The organism is Marinicella marina (assembly GCF_030065545.1).
In the GTDB taxonomy this organism is placed as follows: domain Bacteria; phylum Pseudomonadota; class Gammaproteobacteria; order Xanthomonadales; family Marinicellaceae; genus Marinicella; species Marinicella marina.
Window position 1 is genome coordinate 244,599 of record NZ_JASJNC010000001.1, and the last position, 19,010, is coordinate 263,608.

A 19,010-nucleotide genomic window follows, 5' to 3' on the forward strand; every position below is an offset into this window, starting at 1 on the left:
TAAACGGAAGAGTTATGGCAAGAAAAATATTAATAATTATTCATGGCATGGGCAATCATACAGAAGAGTCTTTTTTGAATGAGTTTTTAACAGCATCAAATAAAGCTTTAAACCGTTATCGAAAATATGAGAATACTAAGTTTGAAGATAAGGTAAAGGTTATTCCGATTGCATATGACTTCATATTTGAAAAGATTAGAGAGGAATTTCGAGAATCTGCAGAACCGATAAATAAGTTTCTTGAAATCCACCCACAAATATTTGCTTCAGATTCATTGATTAAGAAATCAATTAACCTTCAGAATTATTTTGGAAAAAACAACTTTATTAATACCCATGTGTTAGATGTATTGCTTTATTTAACAAATGTTGGTGAATGGGTTCGTTCTGAAGTTGCCAATAAAATTGCAAAAGCTATCGAGGATAACCATAAAAACTCAAGTATAAACATTCTTTGCCATTCCTTAGGTTCTGCTGTACTTCACGATACCTTATCAAAGTTAATGGTAAATGATGCACCTGATGATGTTGCCTCTTTGGATCCCAACGTTATTAAATTCAACAGCATTTGGACATTTTCAAATGTCAGCAAGTTAATGAGCTCTTATTCAAATCAACCACATCCTTATATGAGCATAGTTAAACCTGGTGATTATGGTTGTACTAGGTTTTTCTTTAACATTAGACATGAACTAGACCCATTTACTCGCCCTAAAATGTTTGACCCGATGATTTCAGATAATTGGGTAGTACCATATGTATTTAATAATAGATTTATAAGTTTGATTACTTCCAAAATTAGTCAAAAAAACACTCATAGCTTAGGAGGTTACATTGAGGATCCAGAAGTTTCAATTCCATTTTTCCAATTTATGTTTAACTTCAAAGAAACAAAGAAAAATATTAAATCAGGTAATGATAAATTTAAAACTTATGATGATGAATATTTAAAAATACAAGAAAAATACAAACAGATTGATGAGTTTTCTGACCTCAAAGACTTTCTAAAACTTATAAAAGAATTTGGCGAAACGTTATTTGAATCAGAGAAGGAGGAATCATGAAAAAATATTATATACTCTTGCTTTTAATCTACTCAGGTATTGCTTCATCACAAAATGACTGTTTTTTTGAAAATGATCAGCCAAGCCTTTTTTTTCATAAAACTGAAACTGTTGCAATCAATATAGCAAAATATATTTGTCAAAACAATATTGAAACTCGAGGGCAAAATAGTCAATTAAATACAAACTTAATTGATTATCTTAATCTATTAAAAATTACCGCAAATGTTGAAACCCAAGAACTAAAAAATACTGGGATAGATGTTTCAAGTTTATTGGATAGCTTTATTAATAATTTCAATTCTTCCAATCGCACAAAGTGGCCAAGTTTTTCTATTAACAATTTTCTTGGCAAATATATTTTGTCTATAGATTACAACACTGAGGAAAGTGTAAGTTTCATTGAGAGTGATGATGATAAGTGCCTGACCACTGACGCTTATGGGGTTTCTTGCAGTGATGTATTGGAAGATTTTGTATATGCCTTTAATTTATATAAAACACTTATCTTAAAAAAAGAAGCTAGCAAAGCAGTTGAAAACTCTAAATTTAACACCGAACAATGGAGGGAATATTTTACTTCAACAAGATCTCAAACCCCATTTGAGTTGACAATAAATAGTAAGTTATACAGAGATACAATAACAAGCAAACATTTCGTTCCACCCCCGCCACTTCAAGTTATTTTTCTACATCCAAATTTGATGATGGAGTATGTAAATAAAGCAGATGATGGAAATCAATTTAAACAATCATTGGCTATTGAATGGGTTGGTGTAAACATGTGGAATTCAAAAATACCATTTGGAGCATCAATAATGACTTCATATTCAGATAGATCTGGGGTAAGGGATGTGGGTCATGGGCTTTTATTTCACTTTAATAATAAATATTCCATCGGTGTAACTGACCATGATGGTGAAACTGGGTTCTCAATCTCTGTAGACATATTGAAAATTTTTCAATCTGCCCAATCCAAAAAATCATGGTTTGAAAAATTTAATAAGGAGAATCAGAATGACTGACACCACTAGTAAAAAATTAACTATTGAAATAAATAAACAAATTTCTTTCCATAGATTCTGGAAGAGAATTACTTCTGTTTCATACTACTTCTTAGTCGCAGGTGGTGTGACTCTTGCAGCGGTTGCGACAATTCTCTCTGGAAAATCAAATATTACATATACACCATGGATTGCTGCAGCATCTGGATTATTTGCAACGGTTGAAAGGCTATTCTTATTGAGAGAGAAATGGACTCATCACAGGCTAATGGAGTCTAAGCTTAAATCTACACTTATAAAATTAGAAACAAAAATTGTCACAGATAAAGAAGCAGCAATATTACTTGCCGACACGGTTGAATCTCATGCAATGTATTTACCAGTAGTCGAGGACAATAAAGCGACTGTCCCCTCTGAATTAGACAAAGTTAAAGATGATAGCACTAAAGTAAATGGTTCTAATAATAGCAACAATAACAGTGAGGAATGAATAATTGACTATGGTGTTAAAGTGAAATTTGGCAGTGACAGAGCTATCATTACTTAATCCACTAATATGTATTTAATTCATACAAGATTTCAGAATAAAGTACTGTTAAGGCCTGAGTTTACTAGACATATCTTTAATATATATACTGCCATTCGCAATCACTTGTGGATATTCGCATCTACTAATGGAAGTGACAGGCTCAAACCCCATGCCTGGAGAAATCAGTTTGGCCCAAAATGGTATTTTATTTTTGGACGAACTGCCTGAGTTTTCTCGTCATGTTTTAGAAGTGTTACGCGAACCGTTAGAATCAGGAAAAATCATTATTTCTCGGGCAGCGCGCACTGCCGAGTTCCCAGCACGTTTTCAGTTATTGGCCAGCTTGAACCCTTGTCCTTGTGGTTATTTTGGCGACCCCGATCGTACCTGCCAATGTTCAGTGGGCCAAATTCAACGTTACCGCAACCGCATTTCAGGCCCACTATTGGATCGCATTGACTTACAAGTTGAGGTGCCTAGAATTCCACACAAAATGTTGCGCCAACCGAGCCAAAACCACAGCAACAGTGAACACATCAAACAACAAGTTATCAGGAGTCGCCGCACCCAACTTAGAAGGAACAATGGCAAAAGTAACAGCCAGCTGCAAGGTAAGGAAATTGAACACTTCATTCCGCTGTCTGAGTCGTTGTTGGATTTTTTAGAGACCGTGGTGGAACAACTGCGTTTATCTGCCAGGGCCTATCATCGCATCATCAAAGTCAGTCGCACCATTGCCGATTTAGAGGGGGCCGAAAAGGTGGCTCAAAACCACTTGGCTGAAGCCATCAGCTTCCGTGGTTTTGATCGCGCCTAATAATCTAACTAAAACCTATAGTTAACACCAATACTGAACTGTGCGATGTCTTGTTCAACATCTGCTAAATAGTTAGTGGGTGGCGCAATGAGGTCATCCAGGGAAACCCGGTTTTCACCCAAGTCTGTGTAGTTGTATTCAGCAAACAGTGAAAAGTTATTTTTCAGCATGTGTTCATAACCAACCCCAACCAACACGCCAGTTTGCGTGTCTCTTTTACTGAAAGCAAACTCAACCGGTATTGTCGAGTTGTCTCGATAAACGTGTTTACTGGTAGTGTAGCCCAAATTACCGTAAATCAGGCCATTATCACTGGCTTTAAAACCCAGTCTGATGATGGCTGAGACCATGTCTTCGCTTTCATAAGATATAAAATTATCGGGTCCTATACCGCCTTGGTACAGATGCGATGCATTGACGGTGTTGTCGTTGGCGGTTAACTTGGCGCCAACCACCCAATGATCAGATTGGTAAAAGTCACAACCAAACTGTATTCCCGCTGCCGTATCATCAGCCCGATCAGAACCGGCGTTTTCATTGCGCACCGTGTCTCTGAATACGGCCGTGGTCCATTGGTTATCGGTCTCGACAATGCTGGCTGAGACACCCGCATAACAACCTTTCCAGTCAGTAGTTTGCGCCATCACTTGGCCTGACATAACAAGCGCAGAGAAACCCAGCGCTGATAAAATTCGTTTTCCCATTAAAATCTTCCTGATGTTAAGAGTCAATAATTATAAACAAGAGCATGTTAAGCAAATGCTAACATTTAAGAAAACTTGACCACCCAATCAGTGTCCTACCAATTTAATTCACATCAACGCCAATCGAATCGAATAACTGATGGCCAATAAACACAGCACACTACCCAACCACAAACCAAGGAACCACAGTTTTTGTTGGGTTTGTTTTGATCTTTTTTGCCACCAATTACGCATCAGTGATACTGCTCCTCTGAGTTCACTTTACCGCGAAAGACCCAGTAAGAATAAGCTGTATAGGCAATGATCATGGGTATCAGTACCGCCGAACCCACCAGCAAGAACTTCAGACTGGACTCCGGTGAGGCCGCTGCCCAAATGGTGATGTTGGGCGGCACAATGTTGGGATAAAAACTGATACAAAGACCAAAATAGCTCAAAGCAAAAAGCCCAATCGTGGACAGAAATGGCGCCAGTTCCTTGCCTTTTTTCAAACTCCACAGCAGGTAAAAGCCCAAGATACCAACCAAAATCGGTACCGGTGATAAATACAAATAGTTAGGATAATCAAACCAACGTTTCATGTACGGGTCCTGTTTAAATAACATCCACACACTGATGATGGCAATCATCAATCCCAGGGCAAACGTCAAAACCAACGCCGCACGGCGACAGAACGCCTGTAATTCATGCTCGGTTTTATAAACCAGCCAACAAGCGCCCAATAAGGCATATCCTATGACCACAGCGAAACCAGTGACTACACTGAATGGTGTCAACCAGTCCCACCAACCACCAGCATAAGCGCGGTCAGCCACATCGATGCCTTGCACCAAAGCCCCCAATGCAATGCCTTGAGCAAAAGCGGCAAAAAAAGAACCTAAGGTGAAGCCCAAGTCCCAACGTTTCATGCCGGCTTCAGTCTCAGCTCGCCAGCGGAACTCAAAAGCCACACCGCGAAAAATCAAGGCCAACAGCATGATGATAAGAGGCACATACAAGGCCGGCATGATGATGGCAAATGCCAACGGGAAAGTCGCATATAAACCACCGCCGCCCAGTACTAACCAGGTCTCATTACCGTCCCAAAAAGGCGCAATGGAATTCATCGAGTTGGCTTTGTCTTGAGGGTCTTTGATGAACGGAAACAACAAGCCAATACCCAAATCAAAACCGTCTAAGATGACATAAGCAAATACCGCAAATGCCATCAATCCAGCCCAAATTAATACATAGTCCATATCAACGACCCTCCGGTTTGTTGCTGTCATCAGGAGTGACATCATCCACCAAATCTGCACTGACCTCTTCACCCAATCCCTGAATCGGGGTGATACCAGCAGCACGCCTGGGTTGACCGGTTTTGATATCGCGCTCATTCAAACTTGGGGTGCGTTTGAATAATTTAAATAAATAGTAAATGCCGGCGCCAAAGACGATGAAATAGACCACAATAAAGGCCAACAATGAGGCATTCACTGCCGGTGCATCCAACGGTGATGCCGAATCAATGGTACGCAATAAACCATAAACGGTGTAAGGCTGTCGTCCGACTTCGGTGGTGATCCAGCCGGCTAAGATGGCGATGGTACCACTGGGCGCCATCACCAAGGCAACACGTTTGATCCAAGTAGAATCATACAACTGCTTGCGGTAGCGTAACCACGCAGACCAAAGCCCGACCATCAGCATGGCAAAACCAATGGCCACCATGATGCGAAATGACCAAAACACCAAAGGCACATTGGGCCAATCTTCTTTCGGGAAAGCATCTAAGCCTGGTAAATATCCATCCATGTCGTGGGTCAAAATCAAACTGCCCAGCTTCGGAATGGCCACTTTGCCATGGACTGTTTCGTTGTCCACATCGGGCCAACCAAATAAAATCAATGGTGCACCGTTTTGGCTTTCAAAATGACCTTCCATCGCAGCCACTTTCATGGGTTGGTGTTCCAAGGTGTTCAGGCCATGAAAGTCACCAGCAACTATCTGTATCGGAGACACCACCAACGCCATCCACATTGACATGGAGAACATCAGTTTTGCTGCTGAGTTGGTTTTGTCTTTCAACAAATGCCATGCAGCCACACCACCCACTAGAAATGCTGTGGTCAAGAAGGCTGCCAACATCATATGCACAAAACGATAAGGGAAAGATGGGTTGAAAACCACCTGCCACCAATCGGCAGCAATGAATTGACCGGCCTCGTTGATGCTGAATCCAGCCGGGGTTTGCATCCACGAATTGACCGATAATATCCAAAAACCTGAAATCATGGTGCCCACGGCTACCATGCAAGTTGAGAAAAAGTGTAGTTTACGTCCAACTCGCTCGGAACCGAACAACATCACACCCAAAAAGCCTGCTTCCAAGAAGAAGGCAGAAAGCACCTCATAGCCCATCAGCGGCCCCAAGATGGGTCCTGTCTTGTCAGAGAACACACTCCAGTTGGTACCTATTTGGTAACTCATCACGATACCAGATACCACGCCCATGCCAAAGACCACGGCAAAAACCTTCACCCAGTAACGCCAAATGCGCTTATAGATGTCTCGATCGGTCTTCAGCCACAAGGCCTGTAAGACCATGAGATACCAAGCCAAACCGATTGAAATGGCCGGAAATATGATGTGAAAAGATATGGTGAATGCAAATTGCAATCGAGCGGCAAGAACCGCATCAAACAGTTCAAACATGGGTGGCTCCTAGTTGTTGGTCAAATTTTATTATTGCTGATTATCTTAACATTTTAAGGGTCAATAAAACATCAATCCAACTGCGACAAATTGACTCACACTGATGATTATTTTGGCCTATATTCAGAACACATATACACCCAATGCAGTGATTTCAGAAACGGTGGTTGGGGCGGTTAAATCTTTTAAATCTAACTGTTTGAGTTGGTTATTTTCCTGATAAAAAACCACCGCAGATTCAGTATCAACTCCGACAAGCCTGATCGAATTGAGTTCAAGGAGTTCTTCGGCTTTTTGGGCATCGAAAATATTGATTTGCATTTGATTCATAGTCAACACAATATCTGGCAGCGCAGGAAACTGCAACATCAATAGGGCGTCATTTCCGGTACTGATTGCATCCATTTTTTTATAATTTTCAGCATCAATAAAAGTGATGTCATTGCTGATTCCATTGATCACCAATGCACGACTTTCATCATGATTAAACTGCAGTTTTTTTTCAGAGTAATGACTGATAATATGGCTAGCGGCACCACCTAAAACCAGGCCACCAATGAGATAACCTGGGCTGATTTTACCAATTTTCACCAAGGTACGTCCGGCTCCAATTTGTTTTTTCACATCACCTTCGACCAGGTCAACAAAGCCTATTTCTGAGCCACTGCCTTCTTGTACGATACCTAAAGTGCCCGCCTCATTGACAACACCATAAAATGAGTCAAAAGGCAGCCTAAAGCGGGACCGAAGACTCATGTCAGTAGTTCCAACCACGGCTAATTTATCCTCACCGATAACCATCAAAGTTTGACCATCACCACTTATACTTAAAGCCCTTGGCGCCACTTTTTTGCCTTGATATACCGGCTCAGACACGGCTGATTTGTTAATTTCAGCAATGAATAAGTCTCTTTTTCCTTTGACATTTTTTCCAGCGACATAACTGCTGCCATTGGCCGCCCGCACAAACACAAAATGATATTCACTGGCTGGAACATCGGTTTTGATTTTCTTGCCGTTTTTAAAATCTATTTGATGCAAACCAAATGTTGGTCTTCTGTTACTTTGCTGTTCCATTGAAACCCACATAAACCCATCATGCATGTGGGTGTTTACATCAAGCTTGCCCAAGTTAACTACACCTGTTGTTTTAGCTGCATTTAAGTCGATGATTGTTAAGTTTCTGCCATTCCCGTGTACGTTTTTGGCATAAAAGTAAACGTTGTCATCAGTAACCTTTAACAATGATTGTTTGTTATTAAGTTGTCTTGAAAGTAAGGTTTTACCATCAACTATATTGAAGATGTGTAGCGATAGATCACTTTGGTTACTGAGTAGAACCACATTGTTTTGATCCGCTGATAAAAACAGCGGCGTTGTTGCCATCATGTGGTTGGAGTCAGTCAGTATCTGCGGTACATCTATTCGCCTGATTTCTTTTAAAGTGGAAAACTCAAAAAATACCAGTTGCGAAGATCGATTATTATTGGCTGGTAGATAAGTTATTATCTGCTGCTGAGATGTTGAATACAGCACATATGAAAGGTCTTTCTTTGCTTCTCCAATGATGGTTTTGTGTGTCAACTTTTGTGTGACTGGATGCCATTGAGACAACATGTGAACATACCCACTTTCATTATGGCTGGCATGGTGCACAATATAATGTTTAGACTCGGCCATTCCAGCTACAACCACACAACATAAAACCAACCATTTTTTCATTTCGCTCTTCCATTGATAAAGAACCTGATTATCGCTCAAGTGATGAGTTTGTTAAAGCAACAGCGAAGATTCCAAATAAAATCCTGTGGTTTTTCTACTAAATGATTCACTTTCTCGCTGAGACCGTTATAATACGCGGCTTTCGAACACCACTAAGGATTAACATGTCTTTAAAACAAATTCCCGTTGGCGATGATGCGCCTCATGACATCAATGTATTAATCGAAATCCCACGCAATGGCGAGGCCATAAAATATGAAGTGGATAAAGACTCAGGCATGATTTTTGTTGATCGTGTGTTGAACACAGCGATGCGTTATCCTTGTAACTACGGTTTCGTCCCTCACACTTTGTGTGGCGATGGCGATCCTGTAGATGTGTTGGTGGTGATGCCTATTCCGCTGTTACCTGGTTCAATCATCAAGTGTCGTCCAGTTGGCGTCTTAAAAATGACTGATGAGAGTGGTGAAGATGCGAAAATCATTGCTGTGCCGGTGAATGACGTCAGTGGTTTATATCGCCACGTCAGCGATGTCAGAGACATCAACCCCGTCACTCTAGACACCATTGCTCACTTCTTTGAACATTACAAAGACTTGGAAAAAGGCAAATGGGTTAAAATTGAAGGCTGGGGCGATGTGGCTGAAGCCAAACAAGAAATCCTTGATTCAATCAGCAACTTCGAAAAAGCCGAAGAAAAGCCTAACTTCTGATTAGCACTAATATTGAAACTGAAAAAACCCAGACGCTTTGCTGGGTTTTTTTTCGCCTTTGACCCGGTCCAATCAAGATGAAGATAAACCGGCCGTATTAATTAATTGAAGCTTTGTCCAAATCATACCCAATTGGGGCATAGGGCTAGAGCGCATCCTGGTCAGTTTCGCCGGTTCTGATGCGGACTACTTTTTCTAAATCATGGATAAATATTTTACCGTCGCCAACTTTGTTGTTGCTGGCCGTTTCAATCAAGGTGTCTACGATGGCATCCACTTGGTCTGAGGTGGTGGCGATTTCGATTTTAAGTTTGGGCAGGAAGTCCACCACGTATTCAGCACCTCGATAGAGCTCCGTGTGTCCTTTCTGTCGGCCAAAACCCTTCACTTCGGTCACTGTGATACCACGCACACCCACATCTTCCAAGGCGTCTCTGACATCATCTAATTTAAAAGGCTTAATTATGGCTGTGATCATTTTCATGCTGCTGTCCTACTGCTTTGTTGTTGTGGCTATCACCACGGTAATTGCTCACCTTCAGCATGCCAGAATGTGCCTGAATTTTCCAGATTTAATTGCTCGATTCTGGCCAGCAAACCTTGCGCTGAGTGTTGGGTATCAACAAAACCTTGGCCTCCGGTCATATCAGTTTTGACGTAACCTGGATGCAACAACCCAACAGCAATACCTTTGGGTTGTAGGTCAACCGCCAAAGAGGTGCCTGCCATGTTGACCGCCGCTTTGCTCATCCGATAGCCATAATGCCCGCCTGAATCATTGTCTGTCATTGAGCCCATGCGACTGGTGACAATGGCCACCTTAGAACCGTCATGCAGATTCTCCAACAAAGCCTCTGTCACCATCAATGGCGCCATGGCATTGACTTGGTACTGCTGCATCACGGTGTCATAATCAATTTCACCCAATGCATTGCGCGACAGCACCCCAGCATTGTTTATCAGCACATCAAAATTTTGGCCTTTGAGTTGTTGTGCCAAATTTTCAACGGATGCCTTATCAGCCACATCTGTCTGGTCGATCACATGGACCCCCAAGCCATCCAATTCTTCACTGCTGTTGCGACAAACGGCCGTGACATCCTTGCCTTGTGCTTTGAGTTGTCGGCATAATTCTAAACCAATACCCCTATTGGCACCTGTAACTAATACTTTTTGCATCTTGACTCCAGCTGTTTTAAAACCATAACATGGGCACTGCTTAAAACATATTCAACCGCAGATGTTAGAAATGAGAAAACAATGTGAGCGCTGTGAAGCCCAGCTCAATGATCAGCAAAGAGGGGTGTTTATCTGTAGTTATGAATGCACATACTGTACTGACTGTGCCACTGGAACACTCCAATACAAGTGCCCAAATTGTGGTGGTGAGTTGGTCCAAAGACCCACCAGATTATCAATTGAGTGAGTCTGTGAAACCATAGATTTTATTGAACTCAGAGCAAGTCTGTGCTGACTTCGTCTATGTTGCTGTGACGAACATCTTTACCAATGACCAAGTAAATGATGTTTTCACAAATGTTTTTTGCATGGTCACCAATGCGCTCTAATGACTGCGCACACTGGCTCATTTTCAAATAAGGTTTGACCTTTTTAGGGTGTTCAACCATTTGCTTAATCAAGTGACCATTGAGCTCATCAAAATGGGCGTCAATCACCTGGTCCTTCTGCGCAATCTTGATGGCTTCTTCAGCATCTAAGCGCGCCAAGGCATTCAAAGAAGCTGATAAATTAGCCAGCACCTCTTGGCCCAAGTGGTCAATTTCTTGGTAATAGTCAGATTGAAAGTCACGTTTGAACAGTTTTTTCATCAAACGAGCCATTTTTTCCGTTTCATCACCAATTCGCTCGATATCAGTGATACTTTTCAGCACTGCCACAATCAAACGCAAATCACTGGCAGCTGGCTGGCGTCTGGCGATGATACGGGTACACTCTTGGTCTAAATCAAGTTCCATTTGGTCAATTTCATCGCCCTGGCTTAGCAGCTCATTGGCCAAGTCCTTGGAGTTTTCATTCAAGGCTTTTAGCACCATGCGAAGTTGGCTTTCTGCTTTACCACCCATTTTCAATAAGTGATTTCTGATGTCTTCTAATTCAGCGTTGTACTCGCTGGATGTGTGTGTTTCAAATTCAACATGTTCCATAATATTGTCCTTCAACCGAAACGTCCGGTGATGTATTTTTCTGTTAATTCATGGGTTGGGTTGGTAAATATTTGGTCGGTTTCACCCACTTCAATCAATCGCCCCATATGAAAATAAGCCGTCCTTTGGGAAACCCTGGCAGCTTGCTGCATGGAATGAGTCACAATCACAATGGTGAAGTTCTGTTTTAACTCATTAATCAGCTCCTCAATTTTAGCAGTGGCAATTGGGTCAAGTGCTGATGCTGGCTCATCCATTAAAATCACCTCTGGCTGAACTGCAATGGTACGTGCGATGCATAACCTTTGCTGCTGACCACCTGATAAGCCAGTTCCAGGCGCGTCTAAACGATCTTTGACCTCTTGGAATAAACCGGCTTTGGTCAGTGATTCCTCCACCAAGTCATCTAATTCAGACTTGTTGCGGGTCAAACCATGAATTCGTGGTCCATAGGCCACATTGTCATAGATAGACTTCGGAAACGGGTTGGGTTTTTGAAACACCATACCCACCCTTGCGCGCAGCAATACCGGGTCTTGTTTCTTGGTGTAAATGTCCTCACCGTCAAGCAATATTTGGCCCTGAACACGACAAATATCAATGGTGTCGTTCATGCGATTCAGGGTGCGCAAGTAGGTTGATTTACCACAACCAGAGGGACCAATCAAAGCAATCACCTCATGGGCGCCAATATCCAAGTTCACATTATGAATGGCTTGGTTTTCAGCGTAGAAAACATTGACGTCTCTGGTTTGTATTTTCGCCTCATCACACAGTGGCTGACCAACCGTATTAGTGTACTCTATGTTCAAAGACGCTTCGGTCTCCGGTCCAGCTTGGCTGGTGTTTTTTGGCTCTGCCAAATCATTCAATACAGCTTCATTCATAATTATTTCTCATATTTTCTAAGCTTACCATTTTTTCTCAAACTTTTTACGCAAGTAAATGGCGATGGCATTCATTGCAATTAAAAAGAACAACAACACCATAATAGCGGCAGAAGTTTTGGCTAGAAAGCCACGTTCAGGTGAGTCTGCCCACAGATAGACTTGGATGGGTAAGACGGTGGATGGGTCAGTGATACCTTGTGGAATATCCACAATAAAGGCCACCATTCCAATCATTAACAGCGGTGCCGTTTCACCCAAAGCTTGGGCCATACCAATGATGGTACCGGTTAAAATGCCGGGCAGTGCAGCGGGCAGGACATGATGAAAGACTGTTTGCATTTTTGATGCACCCAGGCCCAACGCCGCTTCTCGTAAGGATGGCGGTACTGCTTTGATTGCTGAACGTGAGGCAATGATGATGGTAGGTAGAGTCATCAATGACAACACAATACCACCGACCAACGGTGCCGAACGCGGCAGTGAAAAGAAATTAATAAACACCGCCAGACCCAACAAACCAAAAACGATGGATGGCACCGCTGCCAAGTTGTTGATGTTGATTTCAATGAAATCAATGAAGCGATTCTTCGGCGCAAACTCTTCTAAGTAGATGGCTGCTGCCACAGCAACTGGAAAAGACAAGGCCAAAGTCACCAACAAGGTAAACAGGGAGCCTTTGATGGCGCCTTTGATACCAGCCATTTCTGGTTCACGCGAATCACCGCTGGTGAAAAACCACCAATTGAATTGTTCGCTGATTTGGCCGCTTTCTTCGAGTGTCTCAATCCACCCCAGTTTTTGGTCTTTCACACGACGATCAGATTCGGGTAAGTTCCTGTCAATGGCACCTTTTATTACTGCATCAACATCATCATCCGCCATGAATTCAACCTGTATGGTTTGACCCAACAAAGCGGGGTCTGCTATCACCATATCGCGCAATTGAAACTCCGCACCCATGCTGGTTAATGAATACAGCTCTCGTTTTTCTTTGCGTTTGGTCACTCCTGGAAATTGATCTGCCAAAGAATTTCTGATGACTCGACGAAAATCAGCCGCCATCAAATCCTGCTCACTGGGGTTTTCACCCACCCCAATTACATCAGGATCCAGTGTCACTTCCAACGAAATGTTGGTCTGTGAGAATGCCGGCATGGCTTTGGTGAAAATATCCGTCAATAAAATCAATAAAAAAAGAATCGCTGAAACAATCGATAACAAGCCAACTGTTTTGAATATGCGCTCCTTCAGATAGCGTTTTTTCAGACTTTTTCTTACTAAATCAGTGTTATTCATACTGCTCTCGGTATTTTCTAACTACGTGTAATGCAATCACATTCAAAATCAAAGTGGTCACAAACAGCATCAGACCCAGGGCAAATGCCGCCAAGGTTTTGGCACTGTTAAATTCCTGATCACCCGTTAATAAGGTCACAATTTGTACCGTCACGGTGGTTACTGCCTCCAGTGGATTGACTGTCAAGTTAGCCGCCAAGCCAGCTGCCATAACCACAATCATGGTTTCTCCAATGGCCCGCGATGCAGCCAACAGCACACCGCCAACAATACCCGGAAGCGCTGCTGGAATTAATACTTTAACAATGGTTTCAGAGCGCGTTGCACCCAAACCCAATGAACCTTCGCGCAAGTTTTGTGGCACCGCAGAAAGCACATCATCAGACAACGATGAAACAAACGGAATGATCATGATGCCCATCACTAAACCGGCTGCCAAAGCACTTTCAGAGGCCACTGAAAGACCGATTGACTCACCCAAATCACGGATAAAAGGCGCCACAGTCAAGGCCGCAAAAAACCCGTATACGACCGTTGGAATACCCGCCAAAATCTCTAATACAGGTTTTGCAACAGCTCGAATTTTACTGCCGGCATATTCGGACAGATAAATCGCTGACATCAAGCCCAAAGGCACCGAAACCAATAAGGCGATGAATGAGATCAACATGGTACCAACGAACAGAGGTACCGCACCAAAGGCAGCAGAGGAGCCAACTTGATCAGCGCGTATGGCAGTTTGGGGCGACCACTCAGTACCAAACATAAAGCTCATGATGGGCACTTCACCAAAAAAGCGGGTCGATTCAAACAAAACTGAGAAAACGATACCAACGGTGGTCATGATGGCAATGGAGGCAGCCAACAATAAAATACCTTCAATGATCTTTTCAAACACCCGTCGGGCTGGGGTTTCTGTGTTGATTTTTCGCATGCCCAAAATCACCAACAAGATCGACAATGACAACACAATCACCGATATGGTGCGGTTGGTGGTGGTCTCGATTTCGTGGTAGCGTTGATAAACCACTTGTTTCTCAGGTGACAGTGCTGCCACTTTTTCTGGGGTGTCTGCACTTTTGATTTCATTCAAGTACAAATCCAGGTCCTGATTTGCTTCAATTTCTGAATCGTTGATGTAGCTGGTTATCTCACTGTTGATATAGGGCTCTTCTGCCATTTGTAGGAAGAACAACATCACCAAAGCCGGTAACAAAGCTGTCAAAGCAGCTACGTAACCAAAATACTTGGGTAAAGTGAGGATTTTCGACTTTTGCTGTGTTTGCCGATAAGCCGTGCTGATTTTTTGTCGCGCCATAAAAAAACTGAATGCGGCAAAAATCAACAACAAAAAAATTAGTGCGCTGACTGTCATGTTTTACTCATCTGCTGGTTTCTTTAAAGTTGTGTGTCATGTTGAAAGCTAAAAAAAAAGTTCAGCCAAGCGTTATCACTTGGCTGAAAATCACTGTTTGATTATTGAAACGTAATCAATCACAACTCCAAGTTGTTCAGTTCAAGCACATCGGTTTTCACTTTCATGTACTTGTCTTCACCCAGTGGGATCAGGCCTTTATCCGTCAAGTAACCTTCATCACCCATGGCTTTTTCGCTGGTGAACTCAGCCAAAAATTCTTGCATGCCCGGAATTTCTGAAACGTGAGACTTTTTCACATAGAAATACAATGGTCTTGAAACCGGGTAATCACCACTGGCGATGGTTTCAAACTCTGGCGCGGCGCCATTGATCACTGAGCCTTTAACCAAGTCAGCGTTTTGATCCAAGAAGGAAAAACCGAAGATACCCAAAGCATCTGGGTTCTTTTGTAGCTTCTGAATGATCAAGTTATCATTCTCGCCCGCTTCTACGTAAGCGCCATCTTCACGGATGCTGTGACAAATGGTTTTGTATTTAGATTTGTCGGTACTTTTGGTGTCTTTGATCCAAGGGAAGTTTTTACAACCGCCTTCCATTGCTAACTCAACAAATGCATCGCGGGTACCTGAAGTAGGGGGAGGGCCCAGCACTTCAATTTTAACCGCAGGCAATTCTGCATTCACTTCATTCCACATGGTGTAAGGGTTGGCTACCAATTCACCGTCTTTTTCAGTCGGTACTTCTTTGGCCAAAGCCAAGAATAAGTCTTTGGTGGTCAAGTTGAATTCATGTGAACTGATTTCATTGGCTACCACGATACCGTCGAAGCCAATCAAAACTTCAACCACACCATCAACGCCATTGTCGTGACACATTTTCAGCTCTGACTCTTTGATGCGTCTGGATGCATTGGTGATGTCTGGCGTATCGATGCCATTGGCTTTACAAAACAACTTCATGCCGCCACCGGTTCCGGTTGATTCAATCTTTGGGGTTTTGAAAGAGGTTGATTTTCCAAACCTTTCAGCAACCACTGTTGAGAATGGATATACGGTTGAAGAACCAACAACGCTGATATAGTCTCTGCCTGCTGCTTGAATTTGAGATGCTGCAATCAGACCCGCGATTAAGGTTATTTTTTTCAATGTTTTCATAAATAAATCAGTTAATTTTACAATTGGCGCCATTGTAATCAGCCAATGTGACAGTTTTATGACATTTTTGTAACAAAAGAAAAAACCCTTATCAGGCAACACTCAAGAGGTAAAATCAGGCATCAATGTGGGTCCTGTGTTTGGGAAATATGACTTTGAATGTTGCACCTTTACCCAAAGTGCTGTCTATTTCAAAGTGGGCACTGTGTTTAAGACAGATGTGTTTAACTATGGCCAAACCCAGACCAGTACTTTGGTGGTTTGTTGCCTTTGAATTATCCACCCGATAAAAACGCTCCGTCAGGTGTGGCAGGTGTTTGGCATCGATTCCGGGGCCATCATCAACCACCCAATAATTGGCTTCACCATTGTGTTCAAACCAGCGCACTTTGATGCTCGTGCCCTTGGGCGTATGAATCAGGGCGTTGTGCATCAGATTCAGACAAATGCTGGTAATCTCTGAGGCATCGCCCCTGACATACAAGGCAGAGTCAATTTCAGCCGCCATCACATGGTTTTGAGAATTGGCGCCATTTTTGATGTCATTGAACAAGCCATTCAACAATTCCGGCATTGGCACCTCTGTGTCTTGCGAAGGTATCACCTTATCATGTTCAATGCGCGACAATTTCAGCATATCGTTGATGATGATTGACATGCGACCGGCTTGTTCTTTGGCCTGATCAATCGCTCCTGACCATTCTTCCGTCATGTTTTCAGCCGTTTGTAACATTTCCAAATAGCCTGAGATGACAGTTAAAGGGGTGCGTAATTCATGCGATGCATTGGCCACAAAGGCTTTCCTTGACTTCTGCAACGCCTCTTGCGCTGAAATATCACGCGCCACCATTAAATAACGGTCTTTATGAATTTTGATCAAGCGCACCTGGATGCTTTTCTCACGGTCTTTAAAATGAGGTAATTTTGTTTCTTCGTCTTTCTTAATGGTATTCAACAACTCCACAAATTCAGGCTCACGGATGATGTTATCAATTTTGGTATTGGCGTCTTTGTCAGTGATGCCCAGTATTTCTTGCGCAATGTGATTGCACCACTGTATTTCGAAACGCTGATTTAATAATAAGGTTGCAAATGGCAAGGCCTGCGCAGTGGTGACGAACTGCTTTAACAAGTATTTGTTGCGTTTTTGGGTTTCTTTGGTTTGGTTTTTGTTGTTGATGACTTGACAAGTCAAGGCTTCAAAAACACCGTGATTTTCTGGCGTTTTGTACCTTGAGGCACCCCCCATATACCAATCATAAAAGTTACGGAATTCAAAAAATTTCCACACCATATAAATCAGTAACCAAAGCAAAAAGCCGGCTGCCCAATAACCACTCAGCGCGCCAGTGATGACTGCCAATATGACAAATACCAACACCGCGACTTGTTCTTGTTTCCACCCCGTGACTTGCATCAATTTAGCTTTATTATGTGAATTAATCCAGATGTCGCAATCATAGCCTACAGCAGCACCTAAAATTAACATTTAATGGTTCTTTTTAGCGAATGTAACAATGATGTGACCAAAATGTCATATTTGTCATATAACTGTCACATTTCTCGCCTAACATGCGCCCTTTTAATACATCATTATAGTGGGTAATGTTATGAACAAGAAGATTTTGGTGGCGTCATTGCTACTGTCCATGGGCGGATCAGCTTTTGCTGACCATAAAAAAGATGAAATTGCTTTACTAAAAGAGCAATTAAAACTGTTATCAGCGAAGATTGAAAAATTGGAGCAGGATGCTGAAAAAAACCAAGTCGCAACCGAAGCATTGGTGGCAAAAAAACAAGCAGAAACAGCAGCTATGGTTGAGACCAAAGTGGCTGAAGTAAAAGCAGATGAACAACCAGAGTCTTGGGCCGACCGCATCAAATTCTCAGGTGATTTCAGATACCGTGAAGAATACATTGACGAGCGCGGAAAAGAAGCTCGTAACAGACATCGTATCCGTCTAAGATTAGCAGCTAAAACACAAGTCAATGACCGTTTGGATGTTAACTTTCGTTTGGCCACTGGTGTTGATGATCCAGCCTCTGGTAACCAAACATTAGACGGTGGCTTTAATACCAAAGACTTCGGTTTAGATCGTGCCTACTTCAATTACATGTTAACCGATGCATTGACGTTAACTGCAGGTAAAATGTCTAACCCAGCTTATAAAGCCGGTAAAAACCAAATGATTTGGGACAACGATGTGAACCCAGAAGGCATCGCATTACAACTTGATTCAAATGGCTGGAAAGGGAACTTGGTTGGTTACGCAGTTGAAGAGTTCAGTGGTGATGATGACATCTTGATGTTCGGTGGTCAGTTGAATAAAACATTTGATTTAGATGCAGGCAGTTTGATTGCTGGCGTCAGTTACTATGATTACGATAACTTACAAGGTAACTTCCCTGCATACGATGGTAAACCTCGTTCTAACTCAGTGGATGCAACCGGTCGTTTGGTTAATGACTACAACTTATTTGAAGGTTCACTGGAATACAAAACCAAATTAAATGATAAACCTTTCTCAGTTTTTGGTAGCTATGTTGAAAACTTAGAAGCCGATACAGCTGAAAGCGGATATGCTTTTGGTGCAGGCTACGGCAAAGTCAGCGGACCAGGCACTTGGAACATGAGCTACACCTTTATGGACATCGATGCTGATGCTGTTGTTGGTGTATTCAATGATTCAAACTTCGGTGGCGGCGGCCCAGACTCTAAAGGTCACTTGTTGCGTGCTGGTTATGGTTTATATAAAAACACTTCATTGGCCATGGCTTACTTCAGCAATGAGCGCAAAAAAGATTCAGATAATCCAGTCGATTACGACCGTTTACAATTGGACTTTATCTTAAAGTTTAAATAACAAGGACTGAATTTAC

Annotated in this window: 20 protein-coding genes; 7 read left to right on the forward strand and 13 right to left on the reverse strand. The window is 42.4% G+C overall.

Features of this window, described 5'->3' with window-relative positions:
• Positions 1–14 precede the first annotated feature (14 nt).
• The 4 genes from QNI24_RS01055 to QNI24_RS01070 all read left to right on the forward strand — a co-directional run bounded on the left by QNI24_RS01055 (position 15) and on the right by QNI24_RS01070 (position 3,414).
• A complete protein-coding gene (locus QNI24_RS01055) occupies positions 15–1,064 on the forward strand; it encodes a hypothetical protein (protein WP_283708455.1) in 1,050 nt (349 codons plus the stop codon).
• Positions 1,061–2,089: a hypothetical protein gene (locus QNI24_RS01060; protein ID WP_283708456.1), complete on the forward strand. Its 1,029-nt coding sequence runs from the start codon at positions 1,061–1,063 to the stop codon at positions 2,087–2,089. Before QNI24_RS01055 ends, QNI24_RS01060 begins: the two co-directional genes overlap by 4 nt.
• On the forward strand, positions 2,082–2,558 hold the full coding sequence (locus tag QNI24_RS01065; protein ID WP_283708457.1) for a hypothetical protein: 477 nt from the start codon (positions 2,082–2,084) through the stop codon (positions 2,556–2,558). The genes QNI24_RS01060 and QNI24_RS01065 overlap by 8 nt, the downstream gene beginning before the upstream one ends.
• A gap of 208 nt (positions 2,559–2,766) precedes the next feature.
• The gene (locus tag QNI24_RS01070) at positions 2,767–3,414 is read left to right on the forward strand and encodes an ATP-binding protein (RefSeq protein WP_458367999.1); all 648 of its coding nucleotides are present in this window, start codon (positions 2,767–2,769) and stop codon (positions 3,412–3,414) included.
• 8 nt (positions 3,415–3,422) lie between these two features.
• Here the strand turns inward: QNI24_RS01070 and QNI24_RS01075 are convergent, their stop codons facing one another.
• The 5 genes from QNI24_RS01075 to QNI24_RS01095 form a co-directional block, all read right to left on the reverse strand.
• Positions 3,423–4,118: an outer membrane protein gene (locus tag QNI24_RS01075; protein WP_267175565.1), complete on the reverse strand. Its 696-nt coding sequence runs from the start codon at positions 4,116–4,118 to the stop codon at positions 3,423–3,425.
• A 108-nt stretch (positions 4,119–4,226) separates the two neighbouring features.
• Positions 4,227–4,352 (reverse strand): hypothetical protein, encoded by a 126-nt coding sequence (locus QNI24_RS01080; protein WP_267175566.1) that lies wholly within the window; start codon positions 4,350–4,352, stop codon positions 4,227–4,229.
• Positions 4,352–5,356, reverse strand: coding sequence for a cytochrome d ubiquinol oxidase subunit II (gene cydB / locus QNI24_RS01085; RefSeq protein WP_267175567.1), 1,005 nt, complete (start codon positions 5,354–5,356; stop codon positions 4,352–4,354). Before cydB ends, QNI24_RS01080 begins: the two co-directional genes overlap by 1 nt.
• Before the next feature lies 1 nt (position 5,357).
• On the reverse strand, positions 5,358–6,812 hold the full coding sequence (locus QNI24_RS01090) for a cytochrome ubiquinol oxidase subunit I (protein WP_283708459.1): 1,455 nt from the start codon (positions 6,810–6,812) through the stop codon (positions 5,358–5,360).
• 123 nt (positions 6,813–6,935) lie between these two features.
• Positions 6,936–8,534 (reverse strand): hypothetical protein, encoded by a 1,599-nt coding sequence (locus tag QNI24_RS01095; protein WP_267175568.1) that lies wholly within the window; start codon positions 8,532–8,534, stop codon positions 6,936–6,938.
• A 164-nt stretch (positions 8,535–8,698) separates the two neighbouring features.
• On the opposite strand from QNI24_RS01095, the gene ppa reads away from it, so the two are divergent.
• Positions 8,699–9,247, forward strand: coding sequence for an inorganic diphosphatase (gene ppa / locus QNI24_RS01100; protein WP_267175569.1), 549 nt, complete (start codon positions 8,699–8,701; stop codon positions 9,245–9,247).
• A gap of 145 nt (positions 9,248–9,392) precedes the next feature.
• On the opposite strand, the gene QNI24_RS01105 is transcribed toward ppa, so the two are convergent.
• Entirely contained in the window at positions 9,393–9,731 is a 339-nt protein-coding gene (locus QNI24_RS01105) for a P-II family nitrogen regulator (protein ID WP_267175570.1), read from the reverse strand.
• A 32-nt stretch (positions 9,732–9,763) separates the two neighbouring features.
• Positions 9,764–10,426, reverse strand: coding sequence for an SDR family oxidoreductase (locus QNI24_RS01110; protein ID WP_267175571.1), 663 nt, complete (start codon positions 10,424–10,426; stop codon positions 9,764–9,766).
• Positions 10,427–10,496: 70 nt separating this feature from the next.
• Between QNI24_RS01110 and QNI24_RS01115 the strand changes: the two genes are divergently transcribed.
• A complete protein-coding gene (locus tag QNI24_RS01115) occupies positions 10,497–10,673 on the forward strand; it encodes a DUF1272 domain-containing protein (RefSeq protein WP_267175572.1) in 177 nt (58 codons plus the stop codon).
• A gap of 28 nt (positions 10,674–10,701) precedes the next feature.
• On the opposite strand, the gene phoU is transcribed toward QNI24_RS01115, so the two are convergent.
• From phoU to phoR, 6 genes are all read right to left on the reverse strand, one after another.
• The gene (gene phoU / locus QNI24_RS01120; protein ID WP_267175573.1) at positions 10,702–11,412 is read right to left on the reverse strand and encodes a phosphate signaling complex protein PhoU; all 711 of its coding nucleotides are present in this window, start codon (positions 11,410–11,412) and stop codon (positions 10,702–10,704) included.
• An 11-nt stretch (positions 11,413–11,423) separates the two neighbouring features.
• On the reverse strand, positions 11,424–12,299 hold the full coding sequence (gene pstB, locus QNI24_RS01125) for a phosphate ABC transporter ATP-binding protein PstB (RefSeq protein ID WP_267175574.1): 876 nt from the start codon (positions 12,297–12,299) through the stop codon (positions 11,424–11,426).
• Positions 12,300–12,323: 24 nt separating this feature from the next.
• Positions 12,324–13,598: a phosphate ABC transporter permease PstA gene (gene pstA, locus QNI24_RS01130; RefSeq protein ID WP_267175575.1), complete on the reverse strand. Its 1,275-nt coding sequence runs from the start codon at positions 13,596–13,598 to the stop codon at positions 12,324–12,326.
• Complete coding sequence (pstC, locus tag QNI24_RS01135; RefSeq protein ID WP_267175576.1) at positions 13,591–14,973, reverse strand: phosphate ABC transporter permease subunit PstC; 1,383 nt, start codon at positions 14,971–14,973, stop codon at positions 13,591–13,593. Before pstC ends, pstA begins: the two co-directional genes overlap by 8 nt.
• Positions 14,974–15,092: 119 nt before the next feature.
• Complete coding sequence (locus tag QNI24_RS01140) at positions 15,093–16,130, reverse strand: PstS family phosphate ABC transporter substrate-binding protein (RefSeq protein ID WP_267175577.1); 1,038 nt, start codon at positions 16,128–16,130, stop codon at positions 15,093–15,095.
• Positions 16,131–16,245: 115 nt separating this feature from the next.
• A complete protein-coding gene (gene phoR / locus QNI24_RS01145; RefSeq protein WP_267175578.1) occupies positions 16,246–17,619 on the reverse strand; it encodes a phosphate regulon sensor histidine kinase PhoR in 1,374 nt (457 codons plus the stop codon).
• A 121-nt stretch (positions 17,620–17,740) separates the two neighbouring features.
• Here phoR and QNI24_RS01150 point away from each other — a divergent pair, with 121 nt between their 5' ends.
• The gene (locus QNI24_RS01150) at positions 17,741–18,994 is read left to right on the forward strand and encodes a putative porin (protein ID WP_267175579.1); all 1,254 of its coding nucleotides are present in this window, start codon (positions 17,741–17,743) and stop codon (positions 18,992–18,994) included.
• Positions 18,995–19,010: the final 16 nt, after the last annotated feature.

Excerpts from the sequence above, each read along its gene's own strand:
- QNI24_RS01055 (WP_283708455.1), top strand. The coding sequence starts at position 15 with ATGGCAAGAAAAATATTAATAATTATTCATGGCATGGGCAATCATACA.
- QNI24_RS01060 (WP_283708456.1), top strand. The coding sequence starts at position 1,061 with ATGAAAAAATATTATATACTCTTGCTTTTAATCTACTCAGGTATTGCT.
- QNI24_RS01065 (WP_283708457.1), top strand. The coding sequence starts at position 2,082 with ATGACTGACACCACTAGTAAAAAATTAACTATTGAAATAAATAAACAA.
- QNI24_RS01070 (WP_458367999.1), top strand. The coding sequence starts at position 2,767 with ATGCCTGGAGAAATCAGTTTGGCCCAAAATGGTATTTTATTTTTGGAC.
- QNI24_RS01075 (WP_267175565.1), bottom strand. The coding sequence starts at position 4,118 with ATGGGAAAACGAATTTTATCAGCGCTGGGTTTCTCTGCGCTTGTTATG.
- QNI24_RS01080 (WP_267175566.1), bottom strand. The coding sequence starts at position 4,352 with ATGCGTAATTGGTGGCAAAAAAGATCAAAACAAACCCAACAAAAACTG.
- cydB (WP_267175567.1), bottom strand. The coding sequence starts at position 5,356 with ATGGACTATGTATTAATTTGGGCTGGATTGATGGCATTTGCGGTATTT.
- QNI24_RS01090 (WP_283708459.1), bottom strand. The coding sequence starts at position 6,812 with ATGTTTGAACTGTTTGATGCGGTTCTTGCCGCTCGATTGCAATTTGCA.
- QNI24_RS01095 (WP_267175568.1), bottom strand. The coding sequence starts at position 8,534 with ATGAAAAAATGGTTGGTTTTATGTTGTGTGGTTGTAGCTGGAATGGCC.
- ppa (WP_267175569.1), top strand. The coding sequence starts at position 8,699 with ATGTCTTTAAAACAAATTCCCGTTGGCGATGATGCGCCTCATGACATC.
- QNI24_RS01105 (WP_267175570.1), bottom strand. The coding sequence starts at position 9,731 with ATGAAAATGATCACAGCCATAATTAAGCCTTTTAAATTAGATGATGTC.
- QNI24_RS01110 (WP_267175571.1), bottom strand. The coding sequence starts at position 10,426 with ATGCAAAAAGTATTAGTTACAGGTGCCAATAGGGGTATTGGTTTAGAA.
- QNI24_RS01115 (WP_267175572.1), top strand. The coding sequence starts at position 10,497 with ATGAGAAAACAATGTGAGCGCTGTGAAGCCCAGCTCAATGATCAGCAA.
- phoU (WP_267175573.1), bottom strand. The coding sequence starts at position 11,412 with ATGGAACATGTTGAATTTGAAACACACACATCCAGCGAGTACAACGCT.
- pstB (WP_267175574.1), bottom strand. The coding sequence starts at position 12,299 with ATGAATGAAGCTGTATTGAATGATTTGGCAGAGCCAAAAAACACCAGC.
- pstA (WP_267175575.1), bottom strand. The coding sequence starts at position 13,598 with ATGAATAACACTGATTTAGTAAGAAAAAGTCTGAAAAAACGCTATCTG.
- pstC (WP_267175576.1), bottom strand. The coding sequence starts at position 14,973 with ATGACAGTCAGCGCACTAATTTTTTTGTTGTTGATTTTTGCCGCATTC.
- QNI24_RS01140 (WP_267175577.1), bottom strand. The coding sequence starts at position 16,130 with ATGAAAACATTGAAAAAAATAACCTTAATCGCGGGTCTGATTGCAGCA.
- phoR (WP_267175578.1), bottom strand. The coding sequence starts at position 17,619 with ATGTTAATTTTAGGTGCTGCTGTAGGCTATGATTGCGACATCTGGATT.
- QNI24_RS01150 (WP_267175579.1), top strand. The coding sequence starts at position 17,741 with ATGAACAAGAAGATTTTGGTGGCGTCATTGCTACTGTCCATGGGCGGA.